The organism is Mycoplasma sp. 332, from assembly GCF_052378275.1.
Lineage (GTDB): Bacteria > Bacillota_I > Bacilli_A > Mycoplasmatales > Metamycoplasmataceae > Metamycoplasma.
This window is the reverse complement of record NZ_CP198998.1, coordinates 165532-185108: the sequence shown is the minus strand read 5'-3', so window position 1 is coordinate 185108 and position 19577 is coordinate 165532. Positions and strand designations below refer to the sequence as shown.

The following is a 19577-nucleotide window of genomic DNA, read 5'->3' as shown; positions in this document are numbered from 1 at the left end:
GTGTACAAAATTTTGTGTAAATTAATCTCAGGCTTACCTTTTAGTAAGAGATTTGAGTATAGCAATTGCACAAATCTAAATTTATTATGCAAAAACAACCAAACAACATGACAAAATTGGATAAATTTTCTTCCAAATATGTTGTTTGGATGTTTTAATTATTTAATCTTCTTTTTCAAAAAAATTGTAACTGATTAAAAACAGACCCTCAATTAGGAATAAGGTACCAAAAATAATAAATTAAAAAGTCCTTTTGGACTTTTTAATTTATTGATTCCAAGTCATAAATGGCTTTTTCAATATTAATCCCAATAATATTATGGACATAATGATAAACTGATGATTCTTTGTTTAAAAAAGCATCATTTGCGGTTTTTATTTTAATGAAATAATTTTCATGAAGCTGAATATTTGCATTAACGTCACATTTATATACTGTTTCTAATAGATATTTAAATTCTTTCTCAGCAATTTCTTGATCGCAAAAAACATAAAATGGTCAAAAATTATTTTCTTTATATTTAAACGTAATTAATGTTCCGCCTTTTCCATCATTGTTTATTATTTCACGAATTTTTTTTAACTGCTTTAATTTAAAATAAGAAATTTTTTTATTGGCAGTGATATTTTTAATAAAAACAGCATCTTTATTAAACTGACTATAAAACAATTCATAAGAACAAATGAAATATAAACTTTCCTCAAAGTAGAAATTATATTGAGTTTCTTCATTGCTTATGTATGATTCATAATCAATAGAATTATAAAACGGAGATTTTGCAATTTTTTTATAAATAACAAAATCACCTAAATCAAGAATTGGTAATATATCATAATCTTCTTGATTTTTTATAGGACTTAATAAACGTGTGCAAATCATTTCTTTCTCCTTAAAATAAAAACCACAAGACACTGCACTTCTCGATATGGCTGCTATATCTCTATCCTGACCAATTTACAAGGTTACCGTTCTCATGGCTTTATTATTATACTATATTTGCAAGCATTTTATTATATTAAATCGATCCAAAAAAACACTTTGAATAAACTACTTTATTTTGCAACATTAACAAATGTACCAAAATGAATTATAAAATGCGCCGAAGCGCAAATTTTAACGTCTGTTGTAATATTCAACAATTAATGATTCATCAATTTCTTTTGCAAACTCATTTCTTTCTGGCATTCTTGTATATGTAAACTTATTCCCATCACGAGTTAACCATGCAGCAGTTGTCATAACTTCAAGAGCGTCTTTAACATTTGCATTATTTTCTAATGAAGATTTAAGTTCGATTACAGAACCTGGTTTAATAATCATTGAAGGTATGTTTGCCTTATGTCCATCAACAACTACGTGATTATGGTTTACAAATTGTCTTGCCTGAGCTCTAGTACGAGCAAATCCTGCTCTAAATACTAGGTTGTCTAGTCTAGATTCAACTAGTTGCAATAAATTAATACCTGTAACACCATCTTTTCTAGCGGCAACAGTAAATAGATTTTTGAATTGTCTTTCATTTAAACCATACATAAATCTAACTTTTTGCTTTTCATACATATGCAATTGGTAATCAGAAGGTTTTGATCTTTTGGCACCATGTTGACCAGGTGCAGTCATTCTCTTCTTACCCTTTGTGAATTCTTTATTATTTTCTAGAAGCGATGTTCCATATCTTCTAGATTTTTTAAAAATTGATCCTAAGAATCTTGACATATTTTTTTCCTTTCAATATGCAAAGACAATTAAATAATTCTTAATTTATATTTTTTTTCTCTAATGATTTCGGTTAAACAGCTTCCTTACTATCAAATTTATAAAACAAAGAAAAAACTTTTAAATAATATTATTTATGCTGTTGTCAATGCTTTACAATTATACCTTATTTTTATTGTCAATAACTAATTATTTTCGCAAGAAATATTTATTCAGTCAAATTAATCAATGGTTTATCATATTTTATTGTAAATTTATACATAAACTTCTTGATTTTTTTTGCAATATTACCTCTAGTATTATTTTTTTCTTGAATCACAAAAATTAATTTTTCGTATTTAGCATCGTATTTAATAGCCATTCATTCTCTTTGCTCAAAATTAAACTTTGCAACATACTTTGTATCACTATCCTTAAAATTTTTTCTAACATCTTCAATTGTGCTAACTTTTAATTGGGCAATTGAATCCTGCATATATAATTTAGTCTCAAAGTCAACAACATTTGATGGATGACAATCATAAACAAATTCACTAATAATCAATTTATTTGATAGGTCCAAATTTTGGTCACATATATCATCATATCTCATTTCTTGAGTTTGATAATAATTTAACATATCGACTAAAATATTAAAAAATAAAAATGCATCATACTTGATTTTTTTATCATTACTAAAATAAACCTGATAATCTTCATTAAAAAACATAAAATCAGGTTTTTCTATATTTTTTGAATCAAATTTTCAACTAAAACCAAGGTTAATTTTATATTTATTAGCTATGTTTGTAATATTCTCCTTCTTGCAAAGATTTGATGTAGCAATGCTTTTTAGATTTTTAAAGTCATTGTTTGTATTTGTGTAATTATTAATAAAGGATAAATAATTTATCACAAGGTCAGAGATATCAACCAAATCATATTGAATAAAATATTTTTGTTTATTATTTCTTCTATATAAATAGACCTTTTCATAGTCAAATGAAAATTTAAAAATATAATCCACATTTTTAAGCAATGCAAGTTTAAAAATTGAAAATTTCAAATAATTAGGCTTATCAAGCTTAAATGTATCTTTTAAAACTGTATAAGCAATATCATTTTTTCCAAGAATTTTCTTAACAAATGAATCTTGTAGTGCACTGGAAATTACACCTATTTTGAGAATATGATTAGCGTTTTTAGTAAAGTTTTTACTTAAAAGAAAATCAGTGTATTCCTTTAATATTTTCCTAAAATTTAAATTACGCATTTGCGTATTGCTATCCTTAACTAAGTCTATTGATACTTTTGTATATTCGTCTAGAATATATTCAATTATTTTATGATTTAATGGTTCATTATTCTTACCATATAACGAAATAGCAAAATTATTATTATCATATTTATGAAGATATATGATGACCACAAAAGCTTCGCTAACACTGTTTGTAAATGAACAAAATGCTCTGCTAACAGGCTCATTTTTCTCATAGCCATATGAGTCTATATGATCACCATTGATTTTATCAATTAATTCATTTTCAAAAAAAGCTAAAAATTTATGGCTGCCATCATTTGCAATTAAAATTGATTTTTTATCCTTGCTAACATTAGATAAAACATTCTTAATAGCAAATCCTAATAATTTAATAGTAACCTCATTAAAGTTATCATATCCTGCCTTAATTTTAGCAATAATGTGATTGTTTCTACTAACGAAATTGCTATTTATTTTATTGTTTGTAGATTCATAGAAATTAGGAAATAATTTCAGCTTCATATTTTTTATCCTTTATTTTATAAGTTCTTCTAGCTTAACAAGAAATTCATCTGTTGCTTGTTTTGGTGATATATCCCTTCTTATTTTTTCAATAAGGTTATTCTCAACTAATATTTTAATATATTCCCTAAATTTAGATTCTTTTATATCGATGAGATCACTAAAGGGTATCAGGTCATTATCAAAGATATTTTTTAAAACTAAATCATTCGCAATATTTGAATAGTTGTGTTTTTTTATCTCATTTTTAAAATTTTTTGTGGGAAAAATATAATCAAGTTGATAGCTTAAATATTCAATTGGCGTTAAATAAAGAGGCCTCCCATCAACAATTTGCTCATGCCTATTATTTTGATTATACATTCAATCTAAAAAAAGATTTATGACCTCATTTTTCGCGCCTACAGCCGATTTGATTGCAGAGAGAAATAAACCTTGGATAAAAAATGAGCCTTTTTTATCTTCTTTAGTTTTACGATGAGGCACATCTAAAATCAAAAAATCATCCTGATGATTTAAGAAATATTTTAGATTATACTTATATGCTCTGGTTGTTATGAAGGTAAAAAGTTGGTCTTGTAGCCCTTCAATAGTTATTTTTTTTGTAACATCAATATCAATTTTTTTTGATTTTAGGGCAGTATAGAAGTTCATAAGAGTTTCTCTAAATTCCTCATACTCATTCCTATTTATTTTAAAAATATTGGCATAATCTATTTTAAAATCTTGATTGTATTTAAGAAAATAATTATTAAAGTCAGATCCAGCTTTTTTAAATAAGGTCTCAAAAATATAATTTTCGATATGTTTAACAAATAAAATACTTGTATTATCCTCATTAATTTCCATTTTTTTTATAAGATCAACAAACTCGTTAAACATATCATCATAGCAAAGTATTTTATTACTTAAATAATTAATTAATTCCTCATTTTTTTTATCTGCACTAGTTGGTATAAAACTTCTTATTGTATTAATAATTTTAAAATTTTTAAATCTAGCTAAAAAAGGTTCTGATGATTCTTTGATTTTGTCATAAATTAAATAAAAATAATTAATTAATAATCTTTTATTGACAATAAGCATCTCTGAACTAATGCCAACAGGTAGGCTAAAAATTTCGTTTTGATTATCAAAACCAAGACGATTATTATAATCTAAAATCTTTTTCTCAATATTACTCTTTTTTGCAATATCGGTTAGTTCAACTAATCGGTTATTATAATGAATAGCCGAAACAATAGAAGGGTAGGAAAGAATTAAGGAAGGTGTTCTACTATCTTTGATATTTAGCTCTAAAATAACTTTATTGTTAATGTTTTTTTTGTCAAATGAGTTGCGAATTCTAATCTTGTGATTGGCATATTTTGAATCAAGGGTATCATTGAATTTATTAACTAACTCTACAATAGTGGCAAATGCTTTTTTTTCATGGGTTTCTACAAACGGAACCATTAAATTAACATTATCATCTTCGCTGACTTGACAAGAATTACAAAAAGCCACGCTGAGTGGCGAAAAAATCGTAGGAATAATTTTAAAAATTGTTTTCTTTGACATACTTATTATTTGATAATACGTGAGGAAATAACTCTTGCCGCAATAGTGCCGTCATTAGTTGCAGTTGTAATTTGTCTGATATCCTTAGCTACAACATCACCAACGGCAAAGATATTTTTGGATTGTGTCTCCATATTTTTATCAACTATTATAAAACCACGCTCATCTAACATTTCTTTGTTAGAAATAAACGATGTCGCAGCCTTAAAACCAATATAAGGAAAAACTGCCTTAATATTCATTTCTTGAATATTTCCATCAATTTTGACAATAATACTTTCTAATTTATCTTCACCTTGAAGTTTTAATATTTCAGAGTTATAATGAATATAAATATTTGCATGCTTTTTTGCATCGTTAATAATTTTTGCTTCAGCTCTAACTATGTCTCTTACAAAAATGTGCACCTCTGATGCGGTTGCTGCTAAAAAAGTCGATTCTTCAAATGCTGAGTTTCCACCACCAATAATTGCACATGGTTCATTTTTATATAAGGCGCCATCACATACAGCACAATAAGAAACTCCACGTCCCCTAAACTTCTCAATATTTTCAATTGATAATGGCACTAAATTAGTCATTCCACTAGCAATAACAACAACTTGTGCATAATACTCATCACCGTTTTCTAAAATAACTAATTTTTCATTATCGCTAATGTTCCTAATTTCTAAAACTTTTCCATAAATATATTTGGCTCCATTTTTTCTTGCTTGATTTAACATACTTGTTGCTAATTCAAAACCACTTATAAAATCAAAACCAGGATAGTTTTCAATCTTAGATTGTTGAGCGATTTTACCGCCGGGAACAGATGATTCAATAAAAGCTACATTATACTCATTTCTAGATAAATATAAAGCTGCTGTTAAACCAGCTGGACCTGCACCAATAATTAAAACATCAAATACTTTTTTCATTTTTCTCCTTTTTTAAAAAAATAAACATTAGTTTTTTAGGCTAACGTTATTTTTTGATCCTCTGCTTCTTTACGACTTAATAGATCTCTTCTTAATAGACCTTTGTTGTCATTTTTAGGTTCATAAACAATAAAGTAGAATATTTTATGAGTTCATTCTTTCTTATATTTATACACCTTATAAACATTAAAGTTTAGCTTAATTACAAATTCAAATAGAATTAATAAAACCGTACCAACGACCATATATAAAGCTGAAATTACCTTATAGATACCATAATTATCTTGACGTAATGGTTCCATTCCAAAACGTAGAATTCCATAAAAAATAATATATAATGCCCCAGTGGTTCCAGGTCTTAATCAGTTGTAATTGTTTAAAATTCAAACAAGCAAGATATAAGCAAATAAGTTAGCAATTGATTCATATAGGAATAATGGAAGACGATAGTGTCCATTAATAAACATATGGTCTCTAATCAACTTAGGTAATATCTTAAATGCAAACGATGTTTCAGACATAATTTGTCCATAAACTTCATGATTAGCAAAGTTTCCTCAACGACCGATAGCTTGACCAATGAAAACGGCAGGTAAAATAATAGAAAATGCTTTTCTTAAATTTATCCTCTTTGGATTTTTTGAAAATACAATGTATAATACACAACAAATTGTAGCAGTAATAACCCCACCATGAATAGATAAACCTCCTTGCCATACATAAAATATTGTATATCAAGGCCCATTTGGTCATCCTCTATGTTCAATTAGTTGTTGAACGACAAAGATAAATCTCGCACCAACAATAGCGGTAGGCAAAGCAATAAAAATCAGAATTGCTAATTGCTCAAAGGAATATTTTTCTCTTCTTCAGAAATAAGCAACTGTCAGTATTGCACATATCATACCTAACATTAAAGTTAAAGAATATACGTGAAAAGGGCCAACTTGAAGACTAACGCCTGCATAATCCTTCATACTTTCTCCCTTCATAATAAAAAATAATAAAGAATTACTTATATATAATTTATATAAAATTATATTTTAATTTAATAAATTTTTATGATGATTTTAATATCTTACTTAAATACTGGCCAGTATATGAGTAGCTAACATCAGCAACTTGTTCAGGTGTTCCGGTTGCAACGATATTGCCTCCATACTTACCTCCATCAGGGCCCAAATCAATAATATAGTCGGCACTCTTAATTACATCGAGGTTATGTTCAATAACTATAACTGTATCGCCATTGTCGACAATTCTATTCAAAACATTCAATAAATTTTGTACGTCATAAGAATGAAGGCCAGTTGTTGGTTCATCTAAAATATATAACGATTTACCAGTAGGTTTCTTTTGCAAATAAGTTGCTAATTTAACTCGTTGTGCTTCGCCACCAGATAATGTTGTTGCATTTTGTCCGAGTTTTATGTATCCTAAACCGACATCAATTAAGGTTTGCAATTGATCTCTAATTTTAGATTTTTGAATAAAGAATGTATATGCTTTTTCGATAGTCATATTTAGCACATCATTTATTGACTTTCCATGATATTTTACTTCAAGAGTTTCATAATTATATCTTTGACCATCACAGTGATCACATGTCACATATACATCGGGTAAAAAATGCATTTCAATTTTAATAACACCATCACCCTCACATTTATCACATCTACCTCCTGGTATATTAAATGAAAATCTTGATTTAGTAAATCCCCTAATTTTTGATTCTTCTAAATTAGCAAATATTTCTCTAATATCATCAAATACACCAGTATATGTAGCAGGATTAGATCTTGGTGTTCTCCCAATTGCACTTTGATCAATTTTAATTAACTTATCGACTTCTAAAAATCCATTAATTTTTTCGTTTTTAACAAGGCTATAATAAGCCTTTCTATTCATCGCGTTTTCCAATTCCTTAACCAATTCTTGATTAATTAAGGAAGATTTACCAGACCCAGAAACACCAGTAATTGCAATAAATTTACCTAACGGAAATTTTAGCGTTATATTTTTTAGATTATTAGCAGTAGCTTTTTTTAATGTTAATACTTTACCATTACCAGAACGCCTTGATTTTGGCACCTTAATTTCAAGTTTTTTTGCAAGATATTGGCCAGTAATGCTCTCATTTGTGCTCATTATTTTTTGAATATTGCCACTAGCAACAATTTCTCCACCGTATTCACCAGCTTTTGGACCAATATCAACTATAAAATCAGCATGTCTTATTGTATCTTCGTCATGTTCAACAACAATCAAGGAATTACCTAAATTAACCATTTTTCGCAATGAATTCAGTAATTTTTCATTATCTTTTTGATGCAAACCAATTGAGGGTTCATCCAAAACATATAAAACACCTGTTAAATTAGCACCAATCTGTGTTGCTAACCTAATTCTTTGAGCTTCGCCGCCAGAAAGCGTTTCTGCTTTTCTATTTAAGGTTAAATATTGTAATCCAACATTGATAAGAAAATCTATTCTATGGTTTATTTCTTGCAAAATAAGATTAGTTATTTCTTTTTCAAGGTCAGTCATTATTATATTATTAATAAATTCTTTAAGTTCTTCAATGGACATATTGCATAATTCATATATATCCAAACCATTAATTTTAGTAGCAAGGGCAAATTTATTCAATCTTTTTCCGTGGCATTCATCACATTGAGTATCAGACAAATAACGAGAATAATACATTCGCATTTCATTTGATGAAGTATCAAGGTATTTACGCTCAATTTTTTCACAAACACCTTCAATCCTTTTGTTACGTTCATATTTAATTCCATTTTCAGAAATAATAGTATAGGAAATTTCCTCCATCGAGCCATATTTTAAAATATTTATATGTTCCTTAGATAAATCACCTATTGGCACGTCTTTTGGAATACCGTAGTAGCCTAACATTCTATCAAATTCCTGCCACTCAAGATTACGAGAATTAATGATATTTTTATAAATTAATATTGCGCCTTCATTTATTGACATTGTTTTATCTGGACATATTAAATCTCATGATGCTTTTTGTAAGGCACCAAGTCCCTTGCATTTATAACACATTCCATTTGGTGAGTTAAATGAAAAAAGTCGTGGTTCAATTTTTGGCATATTAAAATCGCCGTATTTACAGCTATGTGTTGTTGAATATGTGTTTGTTTGTCCTTCAACAACCTCAATAGTCACCAATCCATTAGAATAAGATAAAGCAATCTCGACAGCCTCAGCAACACGTGACATTGTTTCTTTATCATTTGATAAACTAAAGCGGTCAATGATTAAGTCGATGTTTCACCTTTTATTCTTATCCAAAATTGGGTCTTTTTCTAGTTCCAAAATAGTACCATTAGCTTTTATTCTGAGAAAACCGTCCTTTTTTAGTTTTGCTAACGTGGTAGCAAAAGAACCCTTTTGATTATTAATTATTGGAGATAATATAAATATTTTAGAGCCCTCATTTTGCGACAAAACATAATTAATAATATCTCGGCTTTTTTGCGCTGTAATTTCAATTTTATGATTTGAACAATAAGGTTTTGCTATTCTTGCGTATAACAATCTCAAAAAATCATAAATTTCCGTTACTGTGCCAACAATACTACGAGGATTATTGTGGACCGTTTTTTGCTCAATAGAAATGGCAGGGCTCAATCCTTCAATACTATCCACATCAGGTTTTTTTGTTCCACCTAAAAATTGTTTAGCATAATTTGATAAGCTATCAACATACCTTCTTCTCCCCTCTTCATAGATGGTGTTGAATGCTAGTGAACTCTTTCCAGACCCTGAAAGCCCGGTGAAAACGACAAATTTATTTCTTGGTATTTCAAGATTAACATTTTTTAAATTATTTTCTCTTGCATTTTTAATAATAATATTATTATGTTTCATAATATAGAATTATATTAATAAATTAGTGTTTTTAAATAGTAAATAAAAAATTAAAAAATGAATATCTATAATAAAATACGATATTCATGATGGATTGTTTGATTTCTAATTATTTAATAATGAATGTTTACCATTTTAAATTAAGAATATTTATTATCATATTTAAAAAATAGACCATTTTTAGCTTAATTAAGACCTATTTTTTTATATTTCTATAATACAAGCAAATAATGAAAATAATATATTATAAGAACTAACCTAATTTATTTCATCTTCATCTACTGTTTCTTGTTCTTGCTCTCTTGTTTTTTCTCTTCCTGACTTCTTTTCTCTATATATTTCAAGCACAGTTCTTATAAATGATTCATCTTCAAAGTCCGTAATGTTCATCGCAGGCACACCAGGAACAAAAGTTCCCTGTTTAACCTGAGCAACAAATTCCTTTAATGTTTGAACGATTTCTGCTTCATCAATTCCCATATCAATTAAAGGTTCAACGAAACTTTCTATAAATGCGTATCTCAAATCATCACGAGTTTGAATTTTTGAAGTATCAAAAGGCAAGTCTAAATCACCATTCTTAACTTTTTCAATCATTTCTTTCTCAGATTCTGCATATTTTTCAGGATTACTTAGAATTTCTTGAATTTTCTTTACATCATTATGTTCAGATTCCGATAATTCTTTCGAACCAAAGAAATTACCTATTGAACCCATATTAAGCATCTCATGGTCATTTAAACTAGGGGCAATGTATTCAAAGTATGACTGATATATTTTATCTTTACTTCTTCATTCAAAAATTGATGAAATTTCTTTAGATATGGTTGAAAGTTCTAATCTTGAAAGAAGACCGAAATCAAAAAATTCCGTCGTAGCCGAAACTTCCCCAAAGGAAGGAACAAGAGAATTATGGAAAGCATATACGTAATTATTATCATATAAAGATTTTGCTAGTTGCATACCAAAAACGCTTGTGTTTTTACTATTTTCGACCCTATTTGTTTTATTAAATTTTAATGAATGCTTTAATACCGCATCTGTGTTTTGCTTTAGCATAGCGCTAAATCTTTCGGCCAATGATACTCCAGCGTATTTAATGCCCTTCTTAAGAGTAAATTCAAACGAAACAACCGAAAAATCAGATAATATTGCTGTAAAATAATTTGATTTCTTATCAAGATATTCTATTTTTTTGAATAAAAAGTCATCAACATTGACAATCAAGCCTTTTTGAGCTCTTGTTTCAAAAGTTATTTCTCTAAGTTCTTTCTCATCAAATTCACTTGTATCAAAGATTGGATAATATGGATTCTTATTATATCCATAGAAAGATAGAATTAATCTACCCAATTCCTCAAATGTTAAATTATCAGATATAATTAGTTCTAACGGCTGATCTTCGCCCAAAAAGTCAACTAGTTTAACATTAGTTTCATTAAAAAAAGGAGATAATTTATTAATATTATTAACCTTTAAAATATAATTTTGTCCAATTCTTGTTACCTTCATTTTACTTCTCCTTTATAAATTCATGAAACATATATTTTCTTGTAATATTCTTTAATCGATATAAATAGTCCAAAATAGCTTCCCCTAACCCATTTTGTGCTACATCACTTGTAAAAAGTTTAGCAGTTTTTAATACTTCATTAGATGAATTATCCATTGCATATGAATAATCAGTAAGTTTTAACATCGGGGTATCATTATTACTATCTCCGATAGTCATAACTTCTTTTAGCATTACTTCTTCATTGCTATAAATATTTTCAACCATTCATCTAACGGCACTTCCTTTATTAACTCCTAACGAATTAATTTCTATATTGCAATGGGTCACAATAATTTCCATTTTATCTTTTAGGTGTTTGATACTATCATATATTTTTTCATATAGTGTTGTTGATGGCTGATCGTCAATGGCATACAACTCAATTTTAATAGGTTTTATAAACTCGCCTTTCCATAATTTAGGTATCATTTTCTTATTTTTGTCACTAACAAAATGATAATTTATAACCTCGTCAATTATAATCTTTTCATCTTTTAGATAAAAATAATTTTTGTCATCTCAAAAAATAACTTGTAAATTTAACTCATTTGCAATTTTAATTACTTCTTCTAAATAAGAGAATTCAATATTTCAGCTCTTAATAATCTCTGCTTTTTTCACGTCATATATTTCAGCACCAGATGAACAAAGAAGATATCTCACATTTAGTCTTTTAGCTAAATTTAACATGCGCTCTTGCACCGGATTTCCGGTGCATATGTTAAAATCAGCACCATTATCAATAGCAAACCTAATATCATATTCGGTATCTGGTCTTAAATCAAAATTTCGATATAGCGTACCATCTACATCGCTAAAAATAACAGGTTTTTTGTTATTAATTATTGCATACATTATTTAGCTCTTCCTTTCTTAGCTTTAAAAGCTATTTTCTTGCGCTTAACCAATATTGCTATTATTATATATAAAAATAATGCACTAAAGCTAATTGTGGGGACAACATATCCAACAATTTTCCACTTTTTATTGCTATCATTATTTTTATCATATTCTCTATTATAAAACCAATGGCCATATAGAACAATCTTGTTGCTACTAATATTTTTTAATTCCTCAATTTTTTTGGCTTCTTTTAAATATTTTTTCTTTGTTAACCAAGTTCAAACTAATATGGCTGCTTCAGGCAAGGGGAGTTTTTGACTTCTCAAAATTACTATCAATTTTTCATCATCATTTTTTGTTTTATTATAGTTATCAACAAGATCAATAAAATCCTTAGAAATATATTTTTTAGCAGTTATATTATTATCCAACGCTTGTGACTCTTTTGATGTTAAATCAGAACTTTTACCATTTATTTCTATTTTATCCAAGGCGTTTAACCCTTTTTCACTACCCCACTCAAAGAATGATTCATAAGTATAATCCTTATAAGAAATATTTTCATCTTTTACTTTTTTAGCCAAAAGAAAATCATCTCAATTAAGCTTTTCATATTTTTGTTTAATAGCACTAAATTCAAGGCTTTTATCTTCTTCAACTTGATTTTTATTTTTACATGAAACAACTAATGGTGCAGTTGCAAAAACAGGTAATGTAACTAATGATGATAGAAATATTTTTTTTTGCATTTTCTTCATAATTACAATAAATTTTATAATAATTAAGGCTATTTTTTGAATATTTGAAATAACCAAAAAATATTACATTATTTATGTTTAAATTATTAATAGCATTATTCTAAAAATAAGGAGGTAAAAATATGAATAATCTTTTAATTGCCTTGATTGTAATTAGTGCATTAGCACTAATAGGAATAGTTTCCATATTATCTTATTTAATCACACAAAGATTAAGAGCTGAAAAGGCAAAAACAAAAACTGATGAAATTATAAAAAATGAAATCCAAAACCATCTAAATGAAATTAATAACCATATTGAAATAAAATTAGATAAGTTAGAACTAAATCAAAAAGGTTTTTTAGCTGAAATCATTGGTGATAAAATAAATAATTTAAAAAATGAATTAAACAAAACAATAAATGAATTTGGAAAGTCTTATAATGAAATAATCAACAATAATTTGGTTCAAATAGCTAGTGTTATAAAAGAAAGTAATAAGGTTCAAAATGAAGATCTAAATAAATTATCAAATGTTTTAAGAGAAAATGTTAATACAAAACTTGAAGATATAACTAAAAGAAATCGTGAGTGATTTGAAGAAATTAAAACAAAAATAGATAAACACTTTGAAGATAAATTAACAAAACAAATCAATGAACATTTTAATAATATCAAGAGCTCGATGGATGAAATGAACAAAGGCATGACTGAATTTAGCACTATTCAAAAAAGTGTTATTGATCTTAACAAAGCCTTCTCGAACAATAAAACTGTAGGAAATTTTGGTGAATTCTCATTAAGACAAATTTTAGAAAACCATTTTCCGTCACTTAAAAATAATCTCTGATTTGAACAATATAAAATTGATCCAAAAAGTGATGAAAAAGTAGATTTTGTTATTAGGTCAAAAAATATTATTGATGGCAAAGAACAAGAAATCATTATTCCGATTGATAGCAAATTTCCTTTAGATACATGAAATAAATATATTGATAAGGAAAATGAAGTAGATAAAAAGGATGCTCTTAAAAAATTAAGAGATAAACTTAAAGAAATGGCTAAAAGTATTAGAGATAAATATATCAAACCATATCATAATACTACACCTTTTGCCATATTATTTCTGCCATCTGAGAGCATACACCTAACATTAATTCAAGACAATAACTTTATACCCGCAATATTCAATGATTATAAAATATTAATAATAGGCCCAAGTTTTATGATGGCTTTTATATATAGTTACTCTGTTCAAAACCAAAATTATAGAGTTGCAAAAGATATTGAAAAAATTAAAGATTTATTTATCGAAATTCAAAATAAATACAATGTTGTTAATAACAATATTATTGATGGTTTAGAATCTATTGGACAAGCATCTAAAAAGATTGGAAAAGCATATAAATATACAAACGAAGTCATTAATAAAATTAGCAAAAACTCTAATGAATTAGGCATTCCTGCCCCCGTTATAAAGGAAACCACTGAAAAGAAGAAAAATAAAATAAATGCCCTAATTTCTGATGACATTTAAAAAAATAAAAAAATATGTTGCACATATTGTGCAGCATATTTTTCAAACTAAAATTATTTTGTAATCTTTGTTACAGTTCCGGCACCAACAGTTCTACCACCTTCACGGATTGAGAATCTTGTTCCTTCTTCAACAGCAATAGGTGCAATTAAAGTAACTTTTAATTCAACTGTATCCCCTGGCATAACCATTTCACGTTGTCCGATGAATGCAATTCCACCTGTAACGTCTGTTGTACGGAAGTAGAATTGTGGTTTATAGTTTTGGAAGAAAGGTGTGTGACGTCCACCTTCTTCTTTTTTAAGAACATAAACTGTAGCTTCAAATTCTGTGTGAGGAACGATTGTTTTAGGTTTTGCTAAAACTTGTCCACGTTCAATTTCTGATCTATCAATACCACGTAGTAATAAACCAGCATTATCCCCAGCTTGAGCTTCTTTTAGGTTCTTTCTAAACATTTCGATACCGGTAACAACTGTTTTCTTAGTTGGCTTTAATCCAACAATTTCAACTTCTTCGTTAAGTGATAAAACACCACGTTCAACTCTACCAGTTGCAACTGTTCCACGTCCTGTAATTGTGAAAACGTCTTCAATAGCCATTAAGAATGGTTTTTCTGTTTCACGTTTTGGTTCTTCAATGTATGTATCAACAGCATCCATTAAGTCCATAATTTGTTGCTCATAAGCGGCGTCGCCTTGTAATGCTTTAAGAGCTGAACCGGCAATAACAGGTGTATTGTCTCCATCGAAACCATATTCGTTTAGCAATCCACGGATATCCATTTCAACTAAACCAATCATTTCTTCTCTTTCATCATCACTAAACATATCAATTTTGTTTAGGAAAACAACAATTTTAGGAACACCAACTTGTTTTGCCAATAAAATGTGTTCACGTGTTTGAGGCATAGGACCATCAGTAGCAGCAACTACTAATATTGCACCATCCATTTGAGCGGCACCTGTAATCATATTTTTAACATAGTCAGCGTGACCTGGACAGTCAACGTGTGCATAGTGACGCTTTTCTGTTTGGTATTCGATGTGTGAGGTGTTAATTGTAATACCACGTGCTTTTTCTTCTGGGGCATTATCGATTGAAGCGTAATCTCTAGCTTCTGATAAACCTTTTTTAGATAAAACTGTTGCTATCGCAGCTGTTAATGTTGTTTTACCATGGTCAACGTGACCAATTGTTCCAACGTTAACGTGAGCTTTTGAACGGTCAAAATCTACTTTTGCCATTTTCTTTCCTTTCGAGTTAACTATATAAATTTTTAATTTTTTTATAGATATTAAAATCTTTAAGATTAAACGCGTTTAACCACCTAAGCATAGCCTTTCATCTATGTCCTGTCCAAATTAAGGCGTTTAACATTGATTTTTAAAGTAAATAAGTAATGAAATAATTTTAACAAAAATAAAAATTTTTAAAATTTTTTTAAACTTTTATTATAAAAACTTTAAAAAAGTAATATAAATTTTTCAATTTAATTTAAGTCGTTTTTTCATTTTTAATTATCAAAAAATCACAAAATATAATAATACTAAATTAATAGTTATTAATTAGAATCCCTTAAAATTCTACCTAAAACTATTTGCAATTGTTCTAAAGGAACAGACTGTAGTACGCCATTTTCAGCAAGCGTTATACCACCGTTTTCTTCGCTCACAATTAATGTTGAAGCATCACTCATTTCAGAAATTCCCATTCCGGCGCGATGTCTTGCACCATATTTATTATCAATTGACTTCTTAGTTATTTTATAAAATGTAGCAACATAGTAAATTTTATTATTTCTTATAATAACCGCGCCATCATGTAAGGGGCTATGTTTATTAAAAATAGAAATTAAGATCGAGGAAGAAATATTCGCATCCAAAATAATTCCATCTGTTCTTAGTGGGTCTAAATTATCATTATTTTCAATTGTTATAATTGCACCAGTTTTTGTTGCCGAAAGCTTCTCTAGCGCTTCTCTCAATTGATAAATTATTCTAATTTTAGTTGAGCTTCCAAGACTCTTTTTAATAGACTTATTTTTCTTCTTAGCATTTACAATGTTAATAATATAATTAACTGATAAAACAACCGAAATAAAGATTACAAAAAATAAAATAATATATTCAACCATTAAAAACCTCATCTAATTTTATGAATTACCATTTGCTAATTTAATAATTATTATCAAGACAATGATTTGAATAATTATTACAAAAATAATTGCCAAAATTCTTCTTAGTTTACTAATTGGTTTTGCTTGTGTTGCCTGTGGAGAATCAGATCATCTATCGAACTCAATATATGTTTGATACTTCATTTGCAATTGTGTTTGTCTATTCTGGGCTTGCTTAATTATTTCCTTATTTCTTTCATCCATAATATTCATAAATCTCATCTTTTGAAAATAATTAAAAATTTCCATCTCAGAATAATCCTTAAAAAATTTAGCATTCTTCTTATATGACTGAAATTCAGTAATGATTCTTGAGATATTATCGCTCTCAGGATCATAATTCAGGGTTCTTGTATCTTTTTGTTTTTGAGCCATCTTTCTCCTAACAATCAATAAATCATCATTTTAATATGTTTGATTATTAATTAAGATTATTTTATTATAATTACACATATATTAATAAAAATTTTATATTAAATTACTAAAAAATATAGGAGATAAAATGAAAAAAACAATCAAGGATATTGAACTTAAAGGAAAAAAAGTAATTCTAAGAGTTGATTTTAATGTCCCTGTTTCTAACGGAATGGTTATGGACACGAAAAGAATTGATGCAGCATTGCCAACAATCAAGTACATTTTAGACCATGGCGCATCACTAATTATGCTTTCACATTTAGGAAGAATAAAAGCTCCTGAAGACAAATTAAATAAATCGTTGAAGGTTGTTGTAGAAAAGTTTTCTGAAATTCTAGGCAAAAAAGTGGACTTTATTCCTGAAACTAGAGGTGAAGAAGTTAAAAAGGCAGCTTCAAACCTAAAACCCGGAGAAATTATTTTCTTAGAAAACACTCGTTTTGAGGATTTAAATGATAAGGCTGAATCGGGAAACAATGAAGAATTAGCAAAATATTGAGCTAGCCTAGGAGATGTTTATGTTAATGATGCCTTTGGTGCTTCACATCGTGCTCATGCTTCAACGGCAGGTATTGCAAAATTCATCAAGGAATCAGCACTTGGTTTATTAATGAACAATGAAGTTTTACACTTATCTAAAATATTAGATGGATTCGAAAGACCATATGTTGCTATTATTGGAGGAGCAAAAGTTAGTGACAAAATCAAGGTACTTGAAAAATTATTCAATGTTGCTGATAAAGTTCTAGTTGTTGGTGGAATGGCATATACCTTCCAAAAAGCATTAGGTCACAAAGTGGGAACATCAATTTGTGAAGATGACAAAGTAGAAATGGCAAAACAATATTTAATTGAATATAAGGACAAAATTGTTTTACCAATTGACAATGCTTACACTGATGAATTCGCTGATAAAACTCCTTTATTTACAACAAAAGATAATATCAACATTCCTGATGGATATATGGGATTAGATATTGGCCCACAATCAGTTGAGCTATTTAACGAAATTATCGCTTCCGCAAAAACAATATTTTGAAACGGACCTGCGGGAGTAACTGAATTCAAAAACTTTGAAAATGGAACAAAAGGTATTGCTATAGCTATTGCAAATAATGAAAGAGCTTACTCTGTTGTCGGTGGCGGTGATTCAGTAACTGCTATTAACAAACTAGGATACCAATCAAAATTCAGTTTTATTTCAACCGGTGGCGGAGCTTCTATCGAATTCATTCAAGGTAATAAAATGCCCGGTTTTGAAGCAATTCAAGATAAAGAGTAATAGTTTAATATAAATTAAAAGAGAGTTCATTTTTCAATGGACTTTTTTGTTTTAATTTGTTAAAATTCTTTTATGAAAAAAACATGTTTAACATTAAAAGAAACTCAGTTTGCGATTGAAAAACTAAAAGACGTTTTTTCACATAAATTAAGAAGAGCCTTAAATCTTACAAGAGTATCGGCACCTATGTTTCTAAGAAGTAGTAGTGGCTTAAATGATGGTCTCTCAGGAGAAAAACCAGTTATATTTAGACCTAAAAATATTAATGAAGATATCGAAATTGTTCACTCACTAGCAAAATGAAAAAGAGATGCCCTGGCAAGATATAATTTTAACGTTTATGAAGGTATCTATACTGATATGAACGCAATAAGACAACAAGAAAATATTGATAAAACCCATTCTTTTTATGTCGACCAATGAGATTGAGAATTAGTTATAAATAAAAAGGATCGTAATATTAGTTTTCTTAAAAAGGTTGTTAAAAAAATATATAAATGCCTCAAAGAAACAGAAAAAACCATTAATAAAATTTATCAAATTTTCGCAACAAAACTTCCAGAAAAAATTTTCTTTATTAGTTCAAATGAACTATATAATCTCTATCCAAATATTTCGCCTGAGGAGAGAGAATACGAGATAGTAAAAGAACACAAAGCTATTTTTATTTACCAAATTGGTTATCTATTAAATGATAATAAGCCACATTCAAAAAGAGCTAAGGACTATGATGATTGGATGCTTAATGGTGATTTAATTGTTTATGATTCAATCAACGATATCGCTTTGGAACTAAGCAGTATGGGAATTAGAGTGGATGGTGATTCACTAAGAAAACAATATCAACTAAATGACTATGAAATAGCAAAAATAAGTCCATATCATAAGGCTATTTTAGAAAACAAATTACCTTTAACTATCGGTGGGGGGCTAGGGCAATCAAGAATTGCAATGTTTTTATTAGAAAAAAGACATATTGGTGAAGTTCAAGTTAGCATTTGAAATGATGAGACTAAAAAAACGATCAGTGAAAATGGCATAATTCTCTTATAAAATGATATACTTTTATCATAATTAAAATACATAAAGAGTTGTTAGCTTGACGGCGATGAAACATGCCAACCTGTTCATATAGAATAAGGTGGATAGTCAGAGATTTTTGTAAAAAAT

At 28.2% G+C, this 19577-nt stretch carries 16 protein-coding genes and 1 other RNA gene; 3 read left to right on the top strand and 14 right to left on the bottom strand.

Annotated features, from left to right (window positions below):
• Nucleotides 1–262: 262 nt before the first annotated feature.
• From ACT1UH_RS00810 to ACT1UH_RS00760, 11 genes are all read right to left on the bottom strand, one after another.
• The gene (locus ACT1UH_RS00810; protein WP_438340745.1) at nucleotides 263–880 is read right to left on the bottom strand and encodes a hypothetical protein; all 618 of its coding nucleotides are present in this window, start codon (nucleotides 878–880) and stop codon (nucleotides 263–265) included.
• A gap of 10 nt (nucleotides 881–890) precedes the next feature.
• An RNA gene (ffs, locus tag ACT1UH_RS00805) (signal recognition particle sRNA small type) lies at nucleotides 891–986 on the bottom strand.
• A gap of 128 nt (nucleotides 987–1114) precedes the next feature.
• Nucleotides 1115–1717 carry a 30S ribosomal protein S4 gene (gene rpsD, locus ACT1UH_RS00800; protein ID WP_444705070.1) on the bottom strand — a complete coding sequence of 201 codons (603 nt, stop codon included), beginning with the start codon at nucleotides 1715–1717 and terminating at the stop codon, nucleotides 1115–1117.
• Between the two features lie 208 nt (nucleotides 1718–1925).
• Nucleotides 1926–3479 (bottom strand): hypothetical protein, encoded by a 1554-nt coding sequence (locus ACT1UH_RS00795; RefSeq protein ID WP_444705069.1) that lies wholly within the window; start codon nucleotides 3477–3479, stop codon nucleotides 1926–1928.
• Between the two features lie 12 nt (nucleotides 3480–3491).
• Nucleotides 3492–5039 (bottom strand): hypothetical protein, encoded by a 1548-nt coding sequence (locus ACT1UH_RS00790; protein WP_444705068.1) that lies wholly within the window; start codon nucleotides 5037–5039, stop codon nucleotides 3492–3494.
• A gap of 5 nt (nucleotides 5040–5044) precedes the next feature.
• Nucleotides 5045–5959 (bottom strand): NAD(P)/FAD-dependent oxidoreductase, encoded by a 915-nt coding sequence (locus ACT1UH_RS00785; protein ID WP_444705067.1) that lies wholly within the window; start codon nucleotides 5957–5959, stop codon nucleotides 5045–5047.
• A 35-nt stretch (nucleotides 5960–5994) separates the two neighbouring features.
• Nucleotides 5995–6951, bottom strand: coding sequence for a prolipoprotein diacylglyceryl transferase (lgt, locus tag ACT1UH_RS00780; RefSeq protein ID WP_438340740.1), 957 nt, complete (start codon nucleotides 6949–6951; stop codon nucleotides 5995–5997).
• 67 nt (nucleotides 6952–7018) lie between these two features.
• Complete coding sequence (uvrA, locus tag ACT1UH_RS00775) at nucleotides 7019–9856, bottom strand: excinuclease ABC subunit UvrA (protein ID WP_444705066.1); 2838 nt, start codon at nucleotides 9854–9856, stop codon at nucleotides 7019–7021.
• 258 nt (nucleotides 9857–10114) lie between these two features.
• Nucleotides 10115–11368 (bottom strand): hypothetical protein, encoded by a 1254-nt coding sequence (locus ACT1UH_RS00770; protein WP_444705065.1) that lies wholly within the window; start codon nucleotides 11366–11368, stop codon nucleotides 10115–10117.
• 1 nt (nucleotide 11369) lies between these two features.
• Nucleotides 11370–12266 carry a Cof-type HAD-IIB family hydrolase gene (locus ACT1UH_RS00765; RefSeq protein WP_438340737.1) on the bottom strand — a complete coding sequence of 299 codons (897 nt, stop codon included), beginning with the start codon at nucleotides 12264–12266 and terminating at the stop codon, nucleotides 11370–11372.
• Complete coding sequence (locus ACT1UH_RS00760; RefSeq protein ID WP_438340736.1) at nucleotides 12266–13012, bottom strand: hypothetical protein; 747 nt, start codon at nucleotides 13010–13012, stop codon at nucleotides 12266–12268. The genes ACT1UH_RS00765 and ACT1UH_RS00760 overlap by 1 nt, the downstream gene beginning before the upstream one ends.
• A gap of 122 nt (nucleotides 13013–13134) precedes the next feature.
• Here ACT1UH_RS00760 and ACT1UH_RS00755 point away from each other — a divergent pair, with 122 nt between their 5' ends.
• A complete protein-coding gene (locus tag ACT1UH_RS00755) occupies nucleotides 13135–14529 on the top strand; it encodes a DNA recombination protein RmuC (protein WP_444705064.1) in 1395 nt (464 codons plus the stop codon).
• A 53-nt stretch (nucleotides 14530–14582) separates the two neighbouring features.
• Here ACT1UH_RS00755 and tuf read toward each other — a convergent pair whose 3' ends face one another.
• The 3 genes from tuf to ACT1UH_RS00740 all read right to left on the bottom strand — a co-directional run bounded on the left by tuf (nucleotide 14583) and on the right by ACT1UH_RS00740 (nucleotide 17083).
• Nucleotides 14583–15776: an elongation factor Tu gene (gene tuf / locus ACT1UH_RS00750; protein ID WP_438340734.1), complete on the bottom strand. Its 1194-nt coding sequence runs from the start codon at nucleotides 15774–15776 to the stop codon at nucleotides 14583–14585.
• A gap of 317 nt (nucleotides 15777–16093) precedes the next feature.
• Nucleotides 16094–16666, bottom strand: coding sequence for a diadenylate cyclase (locus ACT1UH_RS00745; protein WP_438340733.1), 573 nt, complete (start codon nucleotides 16664–16666; stop codon nucleotides 16094–16096).
• Between the two features lie 18 nt (nucleotides 16667–16684).
• Nucleotides 16685–17083, bottom strand: a complete 399-nt coding sequence (locus ACT1UH_RS00740) for a hypothetical protein (RefSeq protein WP_438340732.1) — start codon at nucleotides 17081–17083, stop codon at nucleotides 16685–16687.
• A 127-nt stretch (nucleotides 17084–17210) separates the two neighbouring features.
• Between ACT1UH_RS00740 and ACT1UH_RS00735 the strand changes: the two genes are divergently transcribed.
• Nucleotides 17211–18407: a phosphoglycerate kinase gene (locus ACT1UH_RS00735; RefSeq protein WP_438340731.1), complete on the top strand. Its 1197-nt coding sequence runs from the start codon at nucleotides 17211–17213 to the stop codon at nucleotides 18405–18407.
• Between the two features lie 72 nt (nucleotides 18408–18479).
• The gene (gene asnA, locus ACT1UH_RS00730; RefSeq protein ID WP_444705063.1) at nucleotides 18480–19460 is read left to right on the top strand and encodes an aspartate--ammonia ligase; all 981 of its coding nucleotides are present in this window, start codon (nucleotides 18480–18482) and stop codon (nucleotides 19458–19460) included.
• Nucleotides 19461–19577: the final 117 nt, after the last annotated feature.